The 20,939-nt window shown below is 67.3% G+C and carries 20 protein-coding genes; 8 read left to right on the top strand and 12 right to left on the bottom strand.

The genetic code is table 11. The features are described from left to right. The first annotated feature begins 25 nt into the window (after positions 1 to 25). Positions 26 to 523 (top strand): peptide-methionine (R)-S-oxide reductase MsrB, encoded by a 498-nt coding sequence (gene msrB, locus IEQ11_RS18760; protein WP_191823719.1) that lies wholly within the window; start codon positions 26 to 28, stop codon positions 521 to 523. Between the two features lie 1,024 nt (positions 524 to 1,547). On the opposite strand, the gene IEQ11_RS18755 is transcribed toward msrB, so the two are convergent. Genes IEQ11_RS18755 through IEQ11_RS18745 form a run of 3 tightly spaced genes read right to left on the bottom strand, consistent with a single transcriptional unit; the run spans position 1,548 to position 3,627 of the window. Further along, positions 1,548 to 2,459 (bottom strand): histone deacetylase family protein, encoded by a 912-nt coding sequence (locus IEQ11_RS18755; RefSeq protein ID WP_191823864.1) that lies wholly within the window; start codon positions 2,457 to 2,459, stop codon positions 1,548 to 1,550. Between the two features lie 2 nt (positions 2,460 to 2,461). After that, positions 2,462 to 3,016, bottom strand: coding sequence for a cob(I)yrinic acid a,c-diamide adenosyltransferase (locus IEQ11_RS18750; RefSeq protein ID WP_191823865.1), 555 nt, complete (start codon positions 3,014 to 3,016; stop codon positions 2,462 to 2,464). 17 nt (positions 3,017 to 3,033) lie between these two features. Beyond that, positions 3,034 to 3,627: a hypothetical protein gene (locus IEQ11_RS18745; RefSeq protein WP_057922370.1), complete on the bottom strand. Its 594-nt coding sequence runs from the start codon at positions 3,625 to 3,627 to the stop codon at positions 3,034 to 3,036. A 439-nt stretch (positions 3,628 to 4,066) separates the two neighbouring features. On the opposite strand from IEQ11_RS18745, the gene IEQ11_RS18740 reads away from it, so the two are divergent. From IEQ11_RS18740 to IEQ11_RS18725, 4 genes are all read left to right on the top strand, one after another. Beyond that, positions 4,067 to 5,428 carry an FAD-dependent monooxygenase gene (locus IEQ11_RS18740; RefSeq protein ID WP_425494649.1) on the top strand — a complete coding sequence of 454 codons (1,362 nt, stop codon included), beginning with the start codon at positions 4,067 to 4,069 and terminating at the stop codon, positions 5,426 to 5,428. Then, positions 5,425 to 6,624, top strand: coding sequence for an FAD-dependent oxidoreductase (locus tag IEQ11_RS18735; protein WP_191823866.1), 1,200 nt, complete (start codon positions 5,425 to 5,427; stop codon positions 6,622 to 6,624). The genes IEQ11_RS18740 and IEQ11_RS18735 overlap by 4 nt, the downstream gene beginning before the upstream one ends. Positions 6,625 to 6,801: 177 nt before the next feature. After that, positions 6,802 to 7,152, top strand: a complete 351-nt coding sequence (locus tag IEQ11_RS18730; RefSeq protein WP_191823867.1) for a hypothetical protein — start codon at positions 6,802 to 6,804, stop codon at positions 7,150 to 7,152. Between the two features lies 1 nt (position 7,153). After that, a complete protein-coding gene (locus IEQ11_RS18725; protein WP_191823868.1) occupies positions 7,154 to 7,459 on the top strand; it encodes a hypothetical protein in 306 nt (101 codons plus the stop codon). 18 nt (positions 7,460 to 7,477) lie between these two features. Here IEQ11_RS18725 and IEQ11_RS18720 read toward each other — a convergent pair whose 3' ends face one another. From IEQ11_RS18720 to IEQ11_RS18700, 5 genes are all read right to left on the bottom strand, one after another. Beyond that, positions 7,478 to 8,821 carry an MFS transporter gene (locus IEQ11_RS18720; RefSeq protein WP_191823869.1) on the bottom strand — a complete coding sequence of 448 codons (1,344 nt, stop codon included), beginning with the start codon at positions 8,819 to 8,821 and terminating at the stop codon, positions 7,478 to 7,480. A 505-nt stretch (positions 8,822 to 9,326) separates the two neighbouring features. After that, a complete protein-coding gene (locus tag IEQ11_RS18715; RefSeq protein ID WP_191823870.1) occupies positions 9,327 to 10,076 on the bottom strand; it encodes an EF-hand domain-containing protein in 750 nt (249 codons plus the stop codon). 200 nt (positions 10,077 to 10,276) lie between these two features. Next, the gene (rlmM, locus tag IEQ11_RS18710; RefSeq protein ID WP_036115583.1) at positions 10,277 to 11,347 is read right to left on the bottom strand and encodes a 23S rRNA (cytidine(2498)-2'-O)-methyltransferase RlmM; all 1,071 of its coding nucleotides are present in this window, start codon (positions 11,345 to 11,347) and stop codon (positions 10,277 to 10,279) included. A gap of 138 nt (positions 11,348 to 11,485) precedes the next feature. Then, positions 11,486 to 12,040, bottom strand: coding sequence for a nucleoside deaminase (locus IEQ11_RS18705; protein WP_036115615.1), 555 nt, complete (start codon positions 12,038 to 12,040; stop codon positions 11,486 to 11,488). A 17-nt stretch (positions 12,041 to 12,057) separates the two neighbouring features. Further along, positions 12,058 to 13,806, bottom strand: coding sequence for a glutamine--tRNA ligase/YqeY domain fusion protein (locus tag IEQ11_RS18700; protein WP_057922363.1), 1,749 nt, complete (start codon positions 13,804 to 13,806; stop codon positions 12,058 to 12,060). A gap of 215 nt (positions 13,807 to 14,021) precedes the next feature. On the opposite strand from IEQ11_RS18700, the gene IEQ11_RS18695 reads away from it, so the two are divergent. Further along, entirely contained in the window at positions 14,022 to 14,303 is a 282-nt protein-coding gene (locus tag IEQ11_RS18695; RefSeq protein WP_036115576.1) for a putative signal transducing protein, read from the top strand. Positions 14,304 to 14,552: 249 nt separating this feature from the next. After that, on the top strand, positions 14,553 to 15,488 hold the full coding sequence (locus IEQ11_RS18690) for a DMT family transporter (RefSeq protein ID WP_036115574.1): 936 nt from the start codon (positions 14,553 to 14,555) through the stop codon (positions 15,486 to 15,488). Here the strand turns inward: IEQ11_RS18690 and IEQ11_RS18685 are convergent. Then, a complete protein-coding gene (locus IEQ11_RS18685; RefSeq protein ID WP_247024604.1) occupies positions 15,455 to 15,907 on the bottom strand; it encodes a hypothetical protein in 453 nt (150 codons plus the stop codon). The two genes, IEQ11_RS18690 and IEQ11_RS18685, sit on opposite strands and share 34 nt — an antisense overlap. A gap of 349 nt (positions 15,908 to 16,256) precedes the next feature. Further along, complete coding sequence (locus tag IEQ11_RS18680; RefSeq protein ID WP_191823896.1) at positions 16,257 to 17,906, bottom strand: peptide-N4-asparagine amidase; 1,650 nt, start codon at positions 17,904 to 17,906, stop codon at positions 16,257 to 16,259. Between the two features lie 239 nt (positions 17,907 to 18,145). On the opposite strand from IEQ11_RS18680, the gene msrA reads away from it, so the two are divergent. Continuing rightward, positions 18,146 to 18,796: a peptide-methionine (S)-S-oxide reductase MsrA gene (gene msrA, locus IEQ11_RS18675; protein ID WP_057923631.1), complete on the top strand. Its 651-nt coding sequence runs from the start codon at positions 18,146 to 18,148 to the stop codon at positions 18,794 to 18,796. A 227-nt stretch (positions 18,797 to 19,023) separates the two neighbouring features. Here the strand turns inward: msrA and IEQ11_RS18670 are convergent, their stop codons facing one another. Together IEQ11_RS18670 and IEQ11_RS18665 are read right to left on the bottom strand one after the other, a co-directional pair. After that, positions 19,024 to 19,596 (bottom strand): DJ-1/PfpI family protein, encoded by a 573-nt coding sequence (locus tag IEQ11_RS18670; protein ID WP_191823895.1) that lies wholly within the window; start codon positions 19,594 to 19,596, stop codon positions 19,024 to 19,026. 283 nt (positions 19,597 to 19,879) lie between these two features. Then, on the bottom strand, positions 19,880 to 20,836 hold the full coding sequence (locus IEQ11_RS18665) for a LysR substrate-binding domain-containing protein (protein WP_057922360.1): 957 nt from the start codon (positions 20,834 to 20,836) through the stop codon (positions 19,880 to 19,882). Positions 20,837 to 20,939 lie beyond the last annotated feature (103 nt).

Raw genomic sequence — 20,939 nt, 5'->3', positions numbered from 1 at the left:
CCGCTTGCCTACCCAGGAGGACGTCATGAGCCAGCACCCCGACCCGAACCCGCACCCGGCCGCCCCCGCCGCGACGCAGCCGTCGGCCGAACCGCAGGCGACCGCGGCGCCGGCGGTCGCGAAGAGCGAAGCTGAATGGCGCGAGCAATTGTCGCCGGAGCAGTACGCGGTCTGCCGTTGCTCGGCCACCGAGCGGGCCTTCACCGGCAAGTTCTGGAATCACAAGGAGGCCGGCACCTACACCTGCGTGGCCTGCGGCGAGCCGTTGTTCTCCTCGGACGCCAAGTACGACTCGGGCAGCGGTTGGCCGAGTTATTGGCAGCCGTTGGCACCCGAAGCGGTCACCGAGCATGCCGACGAGAGTCACGGTATGCGCCGGATCGAGGTCAAATGTGCGCGTTGCGACTCGCACCTGGGGCACTTGTTCCCGGATGGTCCGCGGCCGACCGGGTTGCGGTATTGCATCAACTCGGCGTCGCTGGGGTTTGAGGGCGCGGGTGAGGGCAAGGCGTCGGGTGGGTGATTGGCGGGTTGGGATTTTCCGTTATTGAGTCCCGTGGCGGGGCTGGGCTTGCGACCGTTTCGCGGGCGGGCTGATCTGCGCGGGCGGCCGCCCGATGGCGGTCGCGGCTTTGATCCGTACCTACACGAGCGAATCGCGACTCGCATGGCCCTCCTGTAGGAGCGACGTCCTACTGGATTTCCTTCGGTCACAAGCCGCGACCGCGGCATTGCGACAACTTCGCAACCTGCGCCGTAGTTGCATTCCCGCGGTCGCGACTCGCGTCGCTCCTACAGGTAGGCGATGTGGCTTTGGCTTAAGCCTGAAGTTGCGCAGTTCATCCAGCGCTGCGAGGCATGTAACTCGCGTTAGCAAAAGCACACCCGAAGGGCGGCGCACAAGGATGTGCGCCGCGCGCCACCGGGACAGGATGTCCCGTGTGGCGCGTGCCCGCGTCTGCAACGATCTTGCGGGCCCTTGATTCACCAAAAAGCGTTTTTCTTTGGTTACCTTTCTTTTGTCGCTTTTGACAAAAGAAAGTAACTCGGCCGCTTGCGGACGAAAGCTGTTGATCTTGCCTTTGGCTTCATAGGCTCTAGAGCTTTCAAAGCTGGAAGCAGGATCAAAAGCTTCCGCCGCTAAAGCGGCGGGTAACTTTCTTTTGTCCAAAGCCACAAAAGTCCGCCTGGATTCCCTTCGGTCAAAAGTAACCAAAGAAAAAGGCGTTCCTGTTTCGAATCAAGAGCCCGCAAGATCGGTGCTTACGCGGGGGTAGGCCACACAGGACATCCATGTCCTGGGTGGCCTACGGCACGCATCCATGCGTGCCGCCCTTCGGGCCTGCTATTGCATCGCGAGTTACAAGCCGCGCCGGGCGAAAAGCTAAAAAGCCAACGGCTGAAATTCAAGGTCAAAGCCAAGGCCAAAGCCAAAGGCTAAAGAGTTGCGTGCGCGCAAGCAGTGCCGCGCAACCGACGGGTGCGACTTTGAAAACGTGAGAGTTCGTCCGCGCAAGACCGCGAGCCCACCAGAGCGCCGAACGCGCTCAAGCCATCAACGCACCCACATGCGCCACCGCGCTCTCGCGCAACGCCGCCAGGTCGTAACCGCCCTCGAGCATCGACACCACCCGGCCCAGCGCATGCCGATCGGCGATCGCCACCAGTTCGCGGGTGATCCACGCGAAGTCCTCGCCCTCGAGTTCCACCTGCGCCAGCGGATCGCGCTTGTGCGCGTCGAAACCGGCCGAGATCAGCACCAGTTGCGGGCGGAACGAATCGATCGTCGGCAGCAGGCGTTCGCGCCATACGCGGCGGAAACCCTCGCTGCCGGTGCCGGGGGCGAGGGGAGCGTTGACGATGTTGCCCACGCCGCGCTCGTGCACCGAACCGGTGTCCGGGTACAGCGGCATCTGGTGCGAGCTGACGTACATCACCCGCGGGTCGCTGTCGAAGATCGCCTGGGTGCCGTTGCCGTGATGCACGTCGAAATCGATCACCGCCACCCGCGACAGGCCGTGTTTTTCGCAGGCATGCGCGGCAGCGACGGCGATGTTGTTGAACAGGCAGAAGCCCATCGCCACTTCGAAGGTGGCGTGATGGCCGGGCGGACGCACCGCGCAGAACACGCGCTGGGTTTCGCCCTTGAGCACCGCGTCGACCGCGGCCACGCCGGCGCCCGCCGCGCGCAGCGCGGCTTCGGCCGAGCCGGGCGCGAGCACGGTGTCGGGGTCCAGGTGCATGGGGCCGTCGAGCGCGGTGTCGAGCACCAGCGCCAGCAATTCGTCGGTGTGTGCGCGCAGCAGTTGGCCGCGGCTGGCGGCGGGCGCTTCGCGCCAGTCCAGGCCCGGGAAGGCTTCGCGCAGCGCTTCGGTGACCGCGACCAGACGCAACGGCCGCTCGGCGTGCCCCGGACCGGGGTCGTGACGCGTGCAGGCCGGATGCGTGTAGATGCGCACGGTCAGCCCTTGCGGCGTTCGTGGTTCCAGGTGACCTCGCCGTGGCCGCTGGCGCGCGCGAGCACGCGGGCGAGCACGAACAGCAGGTCGGACAGGCGATTGAGATAGCGCACCGCTTCGGGCCGGATGCTTTCCAGCCGCGACAACGCGACGGTCTCGCGTTCGGCGCGGCGCACCGCGGTGCGCGCGATGTGGCAGCGCGCCGCGGCCTCGCCGCCGGCCGGCAGGATGAATTCCTTCAGCGGCGGCAGGTCTTCGTTATGGCCGTCGAGCCACTGCTCCAGCCGATCGATATCGGCGTCGAAGATCGCCGCATGGCCGGGAATGCACAGCTCGGCGCCGAGGTCGAACATCTGGTGCTGGATCGCGACCAGTTGATCGCGCACCAGCTGCGGCAACTCGCTCGCCAGCACCAGGCCGATGGTCGAGTTGGCCTCGTCGACCGTGCCGTAGGCATCGACCCGCGCCGAATCCTTGCCGGTGCGGCTGCCGTCGCCCAGACCGGTGCTGCCGTCGTCGCCGGTGCGGGTATAGATTTTCGAAAGACGGTTGCCCATCGATCCGCGCCGCCCGATCAGCGCTTGCGCGCGTCGTCGGAACGGCCCGGCAGCGCGTCGGTCTTGCTCGCGCCGGCGGCGATCGCCTGGACCAGCGTGGCGATGCCGACGTAGGTCGCGGTGGTGCGCAGGTAAGGCAGCAGCCATTCGAAGTAGTTCGCGGCCCAGCCGGCCACCGACTTGTTGGCGACCGAATCCGACAGCCAGTAGAAGCTGCCCTGGCTCAACAGCTGGCAGACCGCGACCGACGCCAGCAGCGCCACCGCGGTCAGGCCCAGCGTGCGCCAGCTGCGCGAATAATTACGCGCGACCCACAGGCCACCGGCCCACATCGCGAAGTACGCCGGCACCAGGAACCAATAGGCCGCCGAGACGCAGTAGTGCTGCCAGAAGCTCATGCCCTGGCCGGTGATGACCGCGTAGTCGATCGCCACCGCCAGCACCATCAGCAGCGGGAACGCCCAACGGGTCCAGTTGCGCAGGTAGAAGCCGCCGATGAAGAACACCGCCCACGACGCATCCGGAATCGGCGTCCAATGATTGACGCGGGTGCCGATCATCAGCACGGCGAGCAGGGCGAGAATGAGGGTGCGTTGGGTGTTCGGCTTCATGGCCAGGGCTCCTGACGCCGGACTGGCGCGTCGATCCGCACATTCTAAGGAACCTGCGACGAAAGTGCCGGTTTGGCTGGCGCGCGCGGGCGCGGCAGGTGGGTGAAGGACGACTAAGTGTCTGATTCGGAAGGTTTGATCGAATAGGTTCGGGTCTGAAGGCCGTCCCGCGAACGACCTCGTGGCCGCCGGCCGGCCTTGCAGGCGCGCCGCCGGCCTGGATTCGCGCAAGCACGCTTCGCGTCGGCGAGGCCACGATTTCGCGTTCGATCTCGCGTTGAATCGCCCGATCCTTTCGTGGCTGGGCGTTTCAAGCCCGACGCGATTCGCTCCGCCGCCGCGCCGCGCCGATCCGCCCACCGCTTCCACCGCGATCCGAACAGACGCTGCACGGACGCGGTCGTATCATGAACGCATGACTTCAGATGCAAAGCCGCAGATGCCTTCCACCCCCGCGCTGCACGCCAGTCACGACGTCCTGATCGTCGGCGGCGGCCTGGTCGGGGCCAGTCTCGCGATCGCCCTGGACCGGCTTGGCCTGGACGTGGGCCTGATCGAAGCCGCGCCGCCCGGCGCCTTGCCGGCGGTGTTCGACGAACGCAACCTCAGTTTCGCCGAAGCCACGCTCAACGCCTTGGGCGCGCTCGGCGTGCTGGCCAAGCTGCGCGCGCCGACCGGTTCGATCCAGCGCATCCATATCAGCCGGCGCGGCGATTTCGGCCGCACCGTGCTCGACGCGCAACGCTACGGCCGCGAGGAATTCGGCCGCATCGTGGTGGCGCGCGATTTCGGCGAAGCGCTGGAAGCGCGCTTGGCCGAGCTGCCGCGGCTGCATCGCTATCGGCCGGTGCGGTTCGTCGGGTTGGCTGACGAAACCTGCACGCGTGATGCCGGCTCGATAGATCAAACCCAAGCACGCGACGGCGATGACGCCTCTCGACGCGGCGTCGGCGCTGCTGCCGGCGCAGGCTCCGAATGGCGCGCTATCCGGGTTGCCGACGGTGCCGGAGAACGGATCTTGCGCGCGCGCCTCGTGGTAGCCGCCGACGGCACCCGCAGCGGCGTGCGCGACGCATTGGGCATCGCCGCGGACGAATACGACTACGGCCAGACCTTGTTCGTCACCCGCCTGCGCAGCGAGCGCGCGCCCGACGGCACCGCGTACGAACGCCTCGGCGACGACGGCCCGACCGCGCTGTTGCCGCGCGGCGATCGCCACTACGGTTTCATCCACGGCGTCGCCAACGCGCAGGCCGACGCGGTCGCCGCGCTCGACGAAGCCGGCTTTCTCGCCCGCGCGCAGGACGCCTTCGGCTGGCGCGCGGGACGCTTCGTGTCCTGCGGCGCGCGCAGCCTGTACCCGGCGATCCGCGTGCTCGCCGCCCGCACCATCGCGCCGCGCGCGGTGCTGGTCGGCAATGCCGCGCAGACCATCCATCCGATCGGCGCGCAGGGCTTCAACCTGGGCTTGCGCGATGCGATGACCCTGGCCGAATTGATCGAACACGATCTTGCGGCGAGCGCGGACCAGGCCGACTGCGGCAGCGCCGATCTGCTTGAACGTTACGAACAGCGGCGCAAGCCCGATCGCGACCGTACCGTCGAGTTCTCCGACGGCATCGCGCGATTGGCCTCGAACGAAACCGCGTTGATGCGGCCGTTGCGCAGTCTGGGATTGTTCGCGCTGGATCGAATGCCGACCGCGCAGTCGCTGTTGGTCGGCGGCGCGATGGGCTATCGCGGCGACGTGCCGGCGCTGTGTCGCGGCGATGAGCCGATGCTGCGCGGAGGCCGCGCATGAGCCGGCGCGAGGTGCTGGACATCGTCGTGGTCGGCGCGGGCGTGGTCGGCGCGGCGGCGGCGCTGGCGTTCGCCCGCGACGGTTTCGAAGTGGCCTTGGTCGAAGCGCGCGAACCCGCGCCGTGGTCGCCCGAGGATCCGGACCTGCGCGTGTACGCCTTCGCGCCCGACAACGCCGCGTTTGTGGACGATCTGGGCGTGTGGAGCGCGGTGCAGGCCGCGCGGCTGCAACCGTATCGCGCGATGCGGGTGTGGGACGCGGCCGGCGGCGGCGAGCTGCATTTCGATGCCGACGCGTTCGGCCGGCGCGAGCTGGGCTGGATCGTCGAGCACGGCGTGTTGGTCGATCGGTTGTGGTCGGCCTTGCCCGCGGCCGGCGTGCGCCTGCATTGCCCGGACGCGGTCGAAGCCCTGGAACACGATGCCGCCGACGGCGTGGGCGTGGTGCTCGCCAGCGGACGTCGCCTGCGCGCGCGGCTGGTGGTCGCCGCGGACGGCGCGCAATCGCGGTTGCGCGAACTCGCCGGCATCGAAGCGCCGGCGCACGATTACGGCCAGCGCGGACTGGTCGCCTATGTCGACAGCGAACTGAGCCACGAAGCGACTTGCTGGCAACGCTTTCTGCCGGGCGGGCCGTTGGCCTTCCTGCCCACGGTGGGCGCGCCCGGCGCGCGCGACCGCCGCAGTTCGATCGTCTGGACCTTGCCCAATGCCGAAGCCGAGCGGCTGTTGGCGCTGGACGACGCGGCGTTCCTGGACGAACTCGAACGCGCCTTCGCCGGACGTCTGGGCGCCTTGACCGGCGTATCCAAGCGCGCCGCGTTTCCGTTGCGGCGGCAGTTGGCCGAGCGTTATGTCGCCGGCCGCGTGGTCATCGCTGGCGACGCGGCGCATGTGGTGCATCCGCTGGCCGGGCAGGGCGTCAACCTGGGGCTGCGCGATATCTCCGGTCTGCGCGGTGCGCTGGCGCAGGCGCGCAAGCGCGGCCTCGACATCGGCTCGCCCGCGCGACTGCAGCGCTGGGCGCGCGAACGCCGCAGCGAGAACGCGCTGGCGGCGTACGGGTTCGATGGCTTGAACAAGCTGTTCTCGAACGACGACTTCGCCGCGACGATGCTGCGCGGGCCGTTACTCGGACTGGCCGGCAAGCTGCCGCCGTTGACCCATTATTTCTGGCGGCGCGCGGCGGGGGTTTGAGGCGCTGGACGACCCGTGTAACGACGTTTTCATTTGTGGGCAAGGCTTCAGCCACGACGCTTTTATCTCCGGTCACCGGCGGCTTCAAATCTGAAGAGCGCCACGATCCGAGCCAGACGCGTTGTGGCTGAAGCTGCGCCTCAAAAAAGAGCAGCGCCCGAATTGGAGAGCACGCACATGGATGAGGCGACACCGGCTTCGAATCGACATACAAGATCGCCCTGCACGCGCGGGTTCGCGCGCCTTGGCATCGCGACCGCGAGCGCATGGCCGCTGCTCGCCGCGGCCACCACCCAATGCCCGCCCGGCTCCACCGACAAGAACGGGTTGTTCTGGGCCGTCGCTTTCACCGTGCTGGGCCTGTTCTTGCTGCTGGGTCTGGTCGCGCCGGTCATGGCGATCCGCTTCACCCGCGCGCGCAAAACCGTGGCGCGGGTGTTGTTGACCCTGGCGGCCTGCGTGCCGATGCTCGCCGTGTGGCTGCTGGGCCTGTTCGTGTTCGGCCGCGTCTTCATCATGAGCTGCTGAAATGCGGCGGCTGAGTCAGCGCCTGAGCCTCGCGGCCGTGGCGGCGTGGCCGCTGCTGGCCGTGGCCACGGTGTCATGCCCGCCCGAATACGGCGAAAAGAGCGCGGGGTTTTGGGCGCTTGGCTTCTGCGTGCTGGGCGTGTTCGTGCTGATCGGTCTTGCGATCCCGATCTTGGCGATCCGCATCACCCGCGGCCGCCGCGTCGCCCGCCGCATGGCCTGGACGCTGGCCGCCTGCGTGCCGATGCTCGGCCTGTGGCTCGCGGGCCTGCTGGTGTTCGTCGAGTTCTTTACCTTGCGCTGTTGATGCACGCGCGGCCGCCGATCAATCCTCGTGAAACCGCCGCCGGGTGTTGAGCAGATACACCGCCACCGCCATGCCCACCACCGCCACGCCCATCACGTAATAAGCCGGCGCCATGCCGCCCAGATGCGGCGCCAGATAACCGCCGATCAGCGGCGGAGTGGCGGCGCCGAACACCGCATAGGCGACGTTGTAGGAAAACGACAGCCCCGAGAACCGCACCGGCGCCGGGAACGCGGCGACCATCACCGCCGGGATCACTCCGACCACGCCGACGAACACGCCGGCCAGCGCATACAGCGCGAGAAAATGCTCGGCGCCGTGGTTGAGGTCGTAGTACAGCGCGAAGCTGCTGACCAGCACGCCGAGCGAACCGATCAACAGCGCGCGCCCGCGTCCGAGCCAGTCGACCAGCAGGCCGCCGCCGATCGCGCTCAAGGTCAGGCAGAACGCCGCCAGGCTGTTGCCGAAGAACGCGCGCGCCGGGGCGATGCCGAACTGCTGCTGCACGATGGTCGGGGTCATCAGGATGATCACCACGATCGCCGCGGTCAGCAGCCAGGTCACCAGCATCGACAGCACCACGCCGCCCAGGTGATCGCGCAGCACTTGCTTGAGCGGCAGCTCACGCACCAACTGCCGGCTCTCGCGCATCGCCGCGAACACCGGCGTTTCGCTGAGCCAGCGGCGCAGGTACACCGCCAGGAAACCGAACACGCCGCCGAGCACGAACGGCGCGCGCCACACGCCGCCGAGCACTTGCTCGTGGGTGAACCAGGTGTTGATCGCGGTCGAAATCAACGAGCCGATCAGGATGCCGGCGGTGAGCCCGGCCGACAGGCTGGCGCAGGCGAAACCGACCCGGCCGCGCGGGACGTGTTCGGCGACGAAGGTCCACGCGCCCGGCACTTCGCCGCCGATCGCGATGCCCTGGACGATGCGCAGCGCCAACAGCAGCAGCGGCGCGGCGACGCCGATCTGCGCGTACACCGGCAACAGGCCGATGCACAGGGTCGGCAGCGCCATCAGCAACACGCTCAGGGTGAACATGCGCTTGCGCCCGGTGCGGTCGCCGAAATGGGCCATGACGATGCCGCCGATCGGGCGCACCAGATAACCGGCGGCGAAGATGCCGTAGATCTGCAGCGTGCTTAGCCAGCCGGGCATGTCGGGCGGGAAGAACAGATGGCGCAGGGTCTCGGTCAGGAAGACGAAGATGACGAAATCGTAGAACTCGAGCGCGCCGCCGAGCGCGGCCAGCATCAGCGTGCGCGCGTCCTTGCGGTCGAGGCGGCGGGCGGGGGCGCGTTCGAGCGAGTCGGATTCGATCGAAGCGGAGCCGGTCGGGACGGGGCTTGCGGGCATGGGCGGCGAGGGCGGCGGGGCGGGCAAGGCACTATGCCGCAATGGGGGCGGGGTGCAAGCGGGGTGCTTTCGCCGGTGGCGATGTCTGTCGGCTCGGGCGCAGTGGGTGCGGCGGGCGCGGGTTATGCGGGTGAGCGCGGGTGTTTGCGGGCGCGCGGTCGCGGCTTGCGCCGCTCCTACAGGTAGGCGATGTGGGCGGCGGCGCGCGTGGTGAATCAAACAAGCGCGGGTGTCTGTGGATTCGCGGTCGCGGCTTGCGCCGCTCCTACATGGGCTCCCTGTAGGAGCGGCGCAAGCCGCGACACGTCGTTATCCGATCGCCGCGTTATCCGCAGGCCGATATCGCTCGATCACGAGGGTTGAACGCATGCCGGATATCGGCGCGATGCGGCCTGTTCAATCCCTGCCATGCAAACAAGAACGCCTTCGTTGCCGAAGGCGTCCTCGCCCCTGTCGACTTGGTCCGGCGCGCGCTTCGATGCGTCACGCGGGACTCATTGCTTGCTTATCGCGGCGCCCAACCGGCCAGTTCGCGCTGGCTCAAACGTCCGTCGGCATCGCGGTCGGCGATGGCGAAATCGGCGGTCAGCGCCGGACTCAGACTGGCCTCGACCCGGCTGACGCTGCCGTCGCGATTGGTGTCGAGCGCGCTGAAGTCGATGCGCGGTTCGATCGTCGAATCCATCGCGCGCGGCATCGTCTGCACGTTGGTGGTCGCGCCGGTCTGCTGCACCGCGTCCGCGGTCGCCGACGCGGCGGCCTGAGCGGTGGTGGTGGCGTCGGTGGCGATCGAGCTCGCGGTCATCGCGTCGTTCATCGCGGCACGTGCTTCGATCGCCGCGCCGGTCGGGTTGTTGCCCGACACCGCCGATGCCTGCGCCGAACGCGCGGCTTCGGCGGCGCGACGGGCCTTGATTGCCGCGTCTTGAGCATCCAGTGCCGATTGCTTGGCGTCGTAAGCGGTGGCTTCGGCGGTCAGCGCACCGCGCGCGGTCAACGCGCCTTCGTCGCGGGTCGCCGCGGCGGCCTGCGCCGCGGCTTGCGCGGTCTGCGCGTCCTGGCGCGCGGCGCGCGCTTCGGCCGCGGCCATTTCGGCCTTCTCGATCGCGTCGTGTTTCGACTGGACCTTGGACGGCACCTGCGCCTGTGCGCTGCTGGCGGCAAATGCCGTCAGCAGCGCGAGGGCCAGCAGGCTGCGCTTGGAGAAAGCGTGTTTGGAGAAAGAATGTTTCGATCGGTTCGCGTGCTGCTGCATGGCGGAGCCTCGCGTCGTTTGAGGGACGCCCCGACGCTAGACCGCGCAAGATCAATGCCGCGTAAATCTTCGCAACCCAGGCTGAACCTGCACGCGGCATCGACGCCTGATGCGACGCAGATCGCTCAATGCGTCGCGAGCATCGCTGCGAATGTTCGCATGCGGTCAACCAAACGTAAGATTTTCGTGGCGCGCGCCGCTTACTTCGGCGTGGCGAACACCGTGATCTCTTCGCGATCGTGATACAGCTGGCGCGCGCGCACGATCAGCGGGCGATGGGCCTGATGTTCGAACGCTTCCAGACAGATGCGGGTTTCTTCCCAGCGCTTCTTCATCGGCAGCTTGAGGTTGAAGATCGCCTGCCGGCACCAGTTCTCGCGAAACCACGTCGCCATGCGCTCGGCCACGCGCGCCGGCGACTCGACCATGTCGCAGACCATCCAGTCCAGGGTGCGCCTGGGCTGCCAGGTGAAGCCGTCGGCGCGCAGGTGATCGACCCGGCCGCTGTCGATCAGCTCCTGCTTCAACGGCCCGTTGTCGACCGAGGTCACCATCATGCCGTTGCGCATCAGCACCCAGGTCCAGCCGCCGGGCGCGGCGCCCAGGTCGGCGGCCTGCATGTTGTCGCGCACGCGGCGTTGGCGCTCGTCGGCGTCGAGAAAGGTCAGCAGCGCTTCTTCGAGCTTGAGCGCGGAACGGCTCGGCGCATCGGGATGCATGCGCAGGCGCGGAATGCCGAGCGGCCACGGCGAGCTGTCGAGCGGATCGGACAGCGCGAGCATGGCGTGATCGCCGGCGACAAAGGCGACATGCAGGCGCGGACGGCGCGCATCGTCGGTCTTGCTCAGCCAGCCGGCCTTGCGCAGCGCCGGACGCAGCGCGTTGCCGAAGCTGCGCGCCAGGCCCGACAACTGCTTGCCTTCGTCGGAATCGGGATGCTCGACCAGCAACTCGCCGAACATCGACACGTTCAGGCCCGAGCCGCCCAATGCATCGAGCGCGGCCAGCATCGGTGTGATGCGATCGGCGGGATTGAGGTCGCTCAGGTCGGCGATGCGCACCAGTTTCTGCCGGGCGAAGATCAACTGCGACCACGGCAGCGCGCGCGACAACGCGTTGGCGTCCTCGACGATGAACTCGACGTAGCCGCTGTTGCGCTGGGTGCGCGCATAGCCGGGATGGCCGGCGATCGCGGCGCGTTCGTTCAATTCGGCGGCGAGTTCGGGCTCGAAGCCGGCACGGCACCAACATAGCAGGGCGGACTCGGTCATCGTCGGAACTCACATGGGTTGCGGAGGTGCGGGTGTCTCAATGTAGGAGCGGCGCGAGCCGCGACCGCGACCTCACAGCGACGACGCAGGCGAGAGGTCGCGGTCGCGGCTTGCGCCGCTCCTACATAAAGCGGGGACTCAGTAGGAAACGCCACTCTCGCCATAACGGCGCAGCACGTCGCAGGCCGCGTCGCGATGCAGATCGCGGCGTACCGCGATGCCGCGACGTTCGAGTTCGCCGACCCAGTCCGCCGGCAGCGGACCTTCGTCGAATTCGGTCAGCCGCATCACGTCTTCCGAGCGCGCGCCGATCAGCAGATTGTTGATGCCGGCCCAGAAGCTGGCGCCGTAGCACATGCAGCACGGCTGGGCCGAGGTGGCCAGGGTCATCGGCCCGATCTCGTTGAGCCGGAACGCGCTGACCGCGGCCTGCGCGCACATGAAGGCCATCATCTCGGCGTGGGCGACCGAACAGTTCTGCGGCACCACGCGGTTGACGCCGACCCCGACCACCAGGCCGTTGCCGTCGAACACCGCCGCGCCGAACGGGCCGCCAGTGCCCAGCTCGATGTTGTGCCGCGACAGTTCGATCGCCAGCGCGACCTTGTCGTCGTCGCCGAGGTAGGCGCGCTTGCGGTCGACCACTTCGTCGATCCAGCTCGGTAGCGCCAGGGTGACCGAGGCGGTCAGCAGGTTGGGGATCTTCGGGCTCATTCCTTCGACGCCCAGGTGTCGCGCAAGGTGACGCTGCGGTTGAACACCGGCCGGCCCGGGCTGTGGTCGTAGCGGTCGGCGACGAAGTAACCCACGCGCTCGAACTGCAGCGCCTGCTCCGGCGCCACCTGCGCCGCGGACGGCTCGACGTAACCGGTCACGGCGCGGCGCGAGTTGGGGTTCAGATGATCCTGGTAGGTCTTGCCGTCGCTGTCGTCGTCGGGCGCGGACACGTCGAACAGGCGATCGTACAGCCGCACTTCGGCCTCGACCGCGTGACGCGCGCTGACCCAGTGGATGGTGCCCTTGATCTTGCGATCGGCGCCGGCCATGCCGGGACGCGATTCCGGGTCGAGGGTACCGCGCAGTTCGACGATCTCGCCGGCGTCGTTCTTGATCACTTCATCGCAGCGCAGGATGCCGGCGCCGCGCAGGCGCACTTCGCCGCCCGGAATCAGGCGCTTGAAGCCCTTCGGCGGCACTTCCTCGAAATCCTCGCGCTCGATCCACAGCTGGTTCGAGAACGGCACCTGGCGCGAGCCGAAGCTCTCGTCCTTGGGATGATTGGAGAACTGCAGCGACTCTTCGTGCGCGTCGTCCAGGTTGGTGATGACCAGCTTGAGCGGGTCGATCACCGCCATGCGCCGCGCCGCGGCCGCGTCGAGGTCTTCGCGCAGGCAACCTTCGAGCACCGAGTAGTCGATGGTCGAGTTCTGCTTGCTCACGCCGAGACGATCGGCGAACAAACGCAGCGAGGCGGGCGTGTAGCCGCGCCGGCGGATGCCCTGCAGGGTCGGCATGCGCGGGTCGTCCCAGCCGTCGACCAGGCCTTCCTGCACCAGCACCATGAGCTTGCGCTTGCTCATCACGGTGTAGTTGAGGTTGGCGCGCGAGAACTCGATCTGGCGCGGGATCGCCGCTTCGTTCGGATAACCCTTGGCCAGCAGCGGCGCCAGCAGTTCCGGCGAGTTCGGCAGGTCGACCTTGGCCACGCACCAGTCGTACAGCGGGCGATGGTCTTCGAATTCCAGCGTGCACAGCGAGTGGGTGATGCCTTCGCACGAATCGCTGAGCGAATGGGCGAAGTCGTACATCGGGTAGATCGGCCAGGCGTCGCCGGTGTTCTGGTGAGCGACCTTCTTGATCCGGTACAGCGCCGGGTCGCGCAGGTTGATGTTGCCCGAGGCCATGTCGATCTTCGCGCGCAAGGTGCGCGCGCCGTCGGCGAACTCGCCCGCGCGCATGCGCCGGAACAGGTCGAGGTTTTCCTCGACGCTGCGGTCGCGGTACGGCGAATTGCGGCCGGGCTCGTTGAGCGAGCCGCGGTAGGCGCGCACTTCCTCAGCGCTGAGGTCGCACACGAAGGCGTCGCCCTGGCGGATCAGCTTCTCGCCGGCCAGATAGAACACTTCGAAATAGTCCGAGGCGTGGCGCAGTTCGGCCCAGTCGAAACCGAGCCAGCGCACGTCTTCCTGGATCGCGGCGACGTACTCGGGGTCTTCCTTGGCCGGGTTGGTGTCGTCGAAGCGCAGGTTGCAGCGGCCGCCGAATTCGCCGGCGATGCCGAAGTCCAGCGCGATCGCCTTGGCGTGGCCGATGTGCAGGTAGCCGTTGGGCTCGGGCGGAAAGCGCGTGCGGATCGCTTGGTGCTTGCCGCTGGCCAGGTCGTCGCGAACGATCTGACGGACGAAATCCTGCTTGACCGCGCTCGTGGCGGCGGTGTCGGTCGGAATTTCGGGGGCCATGCGGGAGGGATCGGCAGACATGCTTTGCGGACACAGGAAAGGGAGAACCGGGAGTTTAGCCGTTGCCGGCATTCCGTGCTCCCGGCCCTGAACGGTCGCGGCCCTTGCCGGGTCGGGCCGATCGTCGCGCGGGACACAGCGTTCATGGGCCGGGCGCGCGCGGCCGGCGTATGCTGGGCGCAGACCCCGCCAGGCCCCGCGCCGAAGGAAGGACGATGAAAGTCGTCTACGAAGCCGCTCATCTGATCGATGCCCATCTGGTCCGGCATGCGCTGGAGGACGCCGGGATTCCGGTGTTCCTGCGCGGCGAAGCCCTGCTGGGCGGGATCGGCGAGTTGCCGGTGTTCGGCGCGGTGCAGGTGTGCGTGCCCGAAGCCGCCTGGCCGCGGGCGCGCGAGGTGGTCGAGGCCTTGTCGCTGGGCGATCCGCCGCCCGATGTCGCCGACGAGCCGGACCCGGTCGGCGGCCTGCCGCCCACCGGCTGGCTGCCGGCCTGACAGCGCGGGCGCGGACTTCGGTCGCGCGCCCGAGTCAGGCCACGGCGCCTTCGCGGCGCCAGTGGTTCGCGCCCACGGGCCGGACCGCATCCCACCTCTTTCCTATTCGATGCGCCGCCCGCGGCGCGACCGGCGCGCTGCCGGTCGCCGCGACGGCGCCACCCGTCCACGGCGACCGCCGTGGGCGGGGACGACCGGAGTATTCGACATGCGATTCGTTATTGATCTGTCCCGACTGCGGAGGCGCGCATGAACGCCGCCGCTCACGCTCCTTCCTCGCGTACGCCGCTGCTGCAGATGCTGCTGGGCGCCAGCGTCATCAGCAGTTCGGCGGTGTTCGTCAAATGGGTCGAGATCGGTCCGGCCGCATCGGCGTTCTGGCGCATGGCGCTGGCGGCGGTGATCCTGCTGGTGCTGCTCGGCCAGCCGTGGCGGCGCGGCCGCATGCGTCACTGGCGCCCGGATGGCCGGGTGCTCGGTCTGGTCATGCTCGGCGCGGCGTTCCTGGCGCTGGACCTGTGGCTGTGGCATCGCAGCATCCTGTACGTCGGCGTGGGTCTGTCGACCTTGCTGGCGAATTTCCAGGTGTTCGTGCTGGCCGGCGTCGGCGCCTTGTTTCTCGGCGAGCGCGCGGGTTGGCGGTTGTGGGTCGGTTTGATCATGGGCCTGATCGGGCTCGGCCTGCTGCTCGCGCCGGGTTGGGAAAGCATGGACGCGCGCTTTCGCCTGGGCGTGGCGTTCGGTCTGGCCGCGGCGCTGGCCTACGGCGGTTTCCTGCTCGCGTTCCGCGCGGCGCAGGCGCGGCGTGGGCCGACGCCTAACGAGGCCTTGCAGTGGTGGCTGTGTCTGGGCTGCGCGGTGATGCTCGGGGTCAGCGTTCCGTTCGGTGGCGAGACCTTGTTGCCGGCGAGTGCGCACGACTGGTTGATCCTGACCGCGTATGCGGCGATCGCGCAGGTGCTGGGTTGGCTGGTGATCGGTCGGGCGATGCCGAAGCTGCCGGCGGGCGTGGTTGGTTTGTGTCTGTTGTTGCAGCCGTTGTTGGCTTATGTCTGGGACGTGTTGCTGTTCCACAAGTCGCTCGGGGCGATTGAGCTGGTCGGCATCGGGTTGTCGCTGGCCGGTATTTTTCTGGGATTGGCGCGAGGCGATCAGCCGTTGTTTTCGGCGCGGCAGGACGCCTGAGTCGAGTAAGCATGTCGCGCATGGCTGATCGCTTCAGCTTCTGCCTTTGCATCGCTTGGCTTGAGCTTGCCATCGCGCAGTTCATCCAGCGCTGCGATGCCTGTAACTCGCGTTAGCAACAGCACACCCGAAGGGCGGCGCACATGGATGTGCGCCGCGCGCCACCGGGACAGGATGTCCCGTGTGGCGCGTGCCCGCGTAAGCACCGATCGCGCGGGCCCTTGATTCACAGAAAAGCGTTTTTCTTTGGTTACCTTTCTTTTGTCGCTTTTGACAAAAGAAAGTAACTCGGCCGCTTGCGGACGAAAGCTGTTGATCTTGCCTTTGGCTTCATAGGCTCTAGAGCTTTCAAAGCTGGAAGCAGGATCAAAAGCTTCCGCCGCTAAAGCGGCGGGTAACTTTCTTTTGTCCAAAGCCACAAAAGTCCGCCTGGATTCCCTTCGGTCAAAAGTAACCAAAGAAAAAGGCGTTCCTGTTTCGAATCAAGAGCCCGCAAGATCGGTGCTTACGCGGGGGTAGGCCACACAGGACATCCATGTCCTGGGTGGCCTACGGCACGCATCCATGCGTGCCGCCCTTCGGGCCTGCTATTGCATCGCGAGTTACAAGCCGCGCCGGGCCAAGGCAAATGCAAAGCAAGGGCGGAACAAAGGCAAAGCAACGGCAAAGCAAATCGGTAGTCGACATCAAGGCACGAGGTCTTGTCGGTGGGGCGTCAGCCCCGACTCACACCTCAAACGAGGACGAGCCCCACCCAAGAACACTCAATCAGCGCGCCCCGCCACAGCGATACCGATCGAGTTGAATGAACCCATTCTCCTGCGCGATCTCGTGGTCATAACACCCCTGCGTCCCCACACTGCGATGCCGCTGCGTCGAATGCCCCGTCGCATGACGCTCAGGACGCGGAACCCCGTAATTCCAGCCCGCCTCGCCCTCGAAACTGTTGCGCGTGGCCTGCGCAATCAGCGGCTGCCCCAGCCCCGGCGTCTGCAAGGCGTTGGCCTCGTCGAAAATCTTCATCGTGGTCACGATGCGCTGGTAATCGCCCGACGGCACCACGCTGATCGAACCGTCCAGGCCGAAACGCTGCGACTGCACCGCCACCGTCGGCAGGCCGCGGCCGATCCGGGTGACGGTCTGGGTGTCGTTCCATTCGCCCTTCACGCCATCGGGATTTTCCTCCGCGCCCCAGGTGTGCAGGTTTTCGTTGCCGACGATGCGGTCGATGCTGGTGAATTCGCGGCCTTTGGAGGTGTCGACATAGCCGCTCGCGCGCAGCCGATGGCCGCCGCGGGTGTCGAGTTTGAAGGTGCCGTCCGGCAAGGCGGTGTAGACCGACTTCGCCGCGAGCGGAGTGAGTTCATAACTCAACAGACGGCCGCCGGTGGCGCCGCGGCGGGCGTCGGTCCAGGCCTGCAGGTTCGGTTGCAAGGTCCAGCCCGAGGCGCCGTCGGGCAGGTTGGCGACGCGGAAGCGCACTTCGTGCGCGCGGCCGTCGTTGACCAGGCCGATGAAGGGCGTGAGGTCGTAGCGGATCGGTTCGATGTTGAACGCGCGCGGCGCCGGGATCACGTACCAAAGGAACGGGTTCGACCAACCGCCGGTGTAGATGTGCGGGTAGGGCATGGCGATGCCGGCGACGCGGCCGTCGATCAGCACCTGCACTTCGCGGTAGGCGCCGTGCTGGGCCGGGCAGGAGTAGTTGGCTTCCGGCGGCGCGGTGAAGTACCAGAATTCCTCGCAGCCGCCGCCCGAACCGGTCGCGTAGACCTCGCCGAGCCAGCGCGTGGCATTGGCCGGCAGGGTGTAGTCGCCGATCAGGTCGGCGCCGTCGCGGCGTTCGTTGGCCAGCGGCGCGACCACGTCGGCGCTGTCGAGCGCGCGGTGGCGACGGTCGGCGGTGTAGAACACCACCCGCGCCTGGACGTAGATCACCCCGGTGTAGGTCTGGTTGACCACGTTGCCCAGGTACATGCGCACCGCCTGCGGCGATTTCAGCAGCGAGGCGTAGGCGCTGATGTCTTTTTCGACATGCCAGCCGATGCCGTCGCGCGAAGGTTCGGGCGTGCTGGTCGACAGCACGGTCATGCCGGCGATCTGCAGATAGCCCAGGCGGTCGTACTGGACGCCCTTCACCTGGCCGTCCATTTCCAGCACGACCTTGCTCCACGGGCCGGGACAGGCCGCGGGCGGCGCGATCGTACCGGGATGCCAATCGAAATCGGCGAACGCGGTGTCGAGGATTTCGACCGTGCAACTGCGGGTGTCGGGACGCGCGACGGTCGGGTCGGCGGTGCGCGGGTCGTCCCAGTCGCTGCCGAATTCGTCGGCGGCATGGGCGGGCGCGGCGAAGGCCAACGCGGCCGACAACAAGCCGGTGGAAATCAGGCCAACGCGAAGCAGATGAGGGTTCATAGCCAGGTCCTGAAAAGAGGGCGGGCCGTCCAGGCGGGCGCGGCACCGTGGCGGTGCGCACGCAGGGGCGGGCGGGGCCCTTCGAGCTTCCCGGGTTTGGCCGCGACCGACAAGCCATGCGCGCGCGATCGGCGCTTGAATCCTGCGACACATGCCGCATTTCATCGGCAGGGCATTCGCCCGCAGCAATCCCCAGCGACAATCGACGATACGGAGGCGAGACGATGGCCGGTTCATTCATTCCTGGCATAGGCGCGTTCAAGCAGCGGCTGCCGCAACGCGAGGACGCGTTGCCCGGGCGCGCGCAGGAACTGCCGTTGCACAACCGTCATTTCGTCAACGGCCAACCGCTGCGCGACGCCTTTGCCGGGCTGGCGCGGGTGCAGTTCGGCATGGGCTGTTTCTGGGGCGCCGAGCGCAAGTTCTGGACCGTGCCGGGCGTGGTCACCACCGCGGTCGGCTATTCGGGCGGTTACACGCCCAATGCGACCTACCGCGAAGTCTGCAGCGGCCAGACCGGTCACACCGAGGCGGTGCTGGTCGTGTACGACCCCAAGCAGGTCGCGTTCGAGGATCTGCTGAAAGTGTTCTGGGAAAGCCATGACCCGACCCAGGGCATGCGCCAGGGCAACGACGCCGGCACCCAGTACCGCTCGGCGATCTACTGCGAAGACGAAAGCCAGTACCAGGCCGCGCTGGCCAGCCGCGACGCGTTTCAGGTCAAGTTGCGCGAGGCCGGGTTCGGCGACATCACCACCGAAATTCCCGAGCCGCCGGCGCCGGTGTTCTATTACGCCGAGGACGAACACCAGCAGTACCTGGCCAAGAACCCGATGGGGTATTGCGGCCTTGGTGGGACCGGGGTGAGTTGTCCGATCGGGGTGGTGTGAGTCGGCGGATTGCCTGGGCAGTCCGCGGCGGCAAGCCGTAACCCGGGATAAGCAAAGCCGCGAGATTTTTTGCGAGATGTGGTGCAGCCGCGACGCGCTTTTTCCGGATCATCGTTTGATCGCAAAGCGTCGCGGCTGAAGCCTGTCTCGCAAGGACCTCGCGGCTTTTCGTTGCGCGGTTTTGTTCGCTCGCATGCGAATTTGCGAGCGAACGCCACGGCGATGCCTCAGCCGAAATCGCGCGCGAACATCGCCTTCATCTGCGCGATCCCTTCCGCCTGCTCGGGCACCACGATCCGCAGGCAGGCTTCGGCGAAGGAAATCGGCGAACTGCCCGGCGCGGTCACGACCCCGCCATCGCTGACGCAGGCCGCGTCGCGGTAATGCGCCTTGCCGCGGTAACCGACGACTTCATCGAGATAACCCGGCTCGTTGCTGGTATGCGCGCGTTCGTCGAGCAGACCGGCCGCGGCGAGCCCGCGGGTGCCGCCGCAGATGCCGGCGATCGGACGTCCGGCCGCGGCACGCAGCCGCAGCGCGGCGACGATCGCTTCCGGCGCGGGCGCTTCGTCCCACAGCGCGCTGCCGGGCACGACCCACAGGTCGGCGGCGAGCGGATCGAGCTCGGCCAGGCGGGCATGCGGTTGCAGCGTCAGGCCACCCATCGTCGTCAACGGCGTACCGTCGATGCTCGCGCTGACGACATCGACCCCGAACCAGGCATGCGCGGCGCCAGCGAGCGGGCCGTATTCCCAATCGGCGGGGCGGTCGATCATGACGAACGCGATGGTCTTGCTCATGCGGGCATGTCCTGATGTTTCGAGGCTGGACATGATCCGCGCACGATGGTGATGCAGCCAGTGACGGGCGTCAGGTGTGCGGCGATGCAGGAGATGTCGATTCGTCGAGAGCGGGCGGATTCGCGGTCGCGGCTCATGACCGAAGGAAATCCAGTAGGACGCCGCCACTACAGCCGGCCTGCGGCGATGCCACGTTTCTCACTGTAGGAGCGGCGTGAGCCGCGACCGCGGCATTTCATATACGAAGCCACTCCAGCAGCCCGATCCATATCAAACAACCAGGTCACGTCCCCTCAATGCGGCCGCGCGCACTCCTGCGCTTCTCCCCCACCGGCCGCGGCGCCTGCAACAACGACGCCGGCAACTTGCGCAACTCCAGCGCCAGCTGCATCAGGAACTCCGACATCGCCGAACTGCGCCGCCACAGCATGCCGATCTGCCGATGCGGCGACTCGCCGTTGAAGCGCAGCAGGTGGATGTCGGGCGAGGGCGGCACCGGCGGTTGCACCGACAGCATCGGCAGCAAGGTGATGCCGACCCCGGACGCGACCATCTGCCGCAGCGTTTCCAGGCTGGTGGCGCGGAAACCGTCGCGTTCGTCGGCGCCGGCCAGGCGGCACACGTCCAGCGCCTGTTCGCGCAGGCAGTGGCCTTCTTCGAGCAGCAGCAGGTGCTGGTCGTCGAGATCGTGCAGATCGAGCGAATCGCGCCCGGCCATCGGATGCTGCTGCGGCACCGCCAGCAGGAACGGTTCGTCGAACAGCGGTTCGACATGCAACTGGTCGTCATGGATCGGCAACGCGAGCAGGCCGGCGTCGAGACGGCCGTCGCGCAGGCGCGCGAGGATCTGGTCGGTCTTCTCTTCGACCAGCAGCAATTCCAGGCGCGGGAAACGCTTGCGCAGCCCCGGCACCACATGCGGCAACAGATACGGTCCCAGGGTCGGGAACAGACCCAATCGCACCGAACCGGCCTCCGGGTCCTGGCTGCGGCGGGCGATCTCGCTCATCTGCTCGACGTCGGCGATGACCTTGCGCGCGCGCTCGGCGATGTCGCGCCCGACCGGGGTAAGCATGACCCGCCGCGGCGCGCGTTCGACCAGCGACACGCCCAGTTCCTCCTCCAGCTTCTTGATCTGGGTCGACAGCGTGGGCTGGCTCACGAAACTGGCCGCGGCCGCCCGGCCGAAGTGCTTGTGATCGGACAGAGCGACCAGATATTTGAGATCACGAAGGTTCATGTGCGGCCTGTCAATTGAGTGCGACTATCGGCATAATAGGAACAATTCATTTTATTTATCAATTGCTGTGCTGCAACATGTAGCACATAGGTTGTGTCCGTCG

The organism is Lysobacter capsici (assembly GCF_014779555.2).
Lineage (GTDB): Bacteria > Pseudomonadota > Gammaproteobacteria > Xanthomonadales > Xanthomonadaceae > Lysobacter > Lysobacter capsici.
The sequence above is the reverse complement of the archived record's forward strand: the minus strand, read 5'-3'. Positions and strand labels throughout refer to the sequence as shown.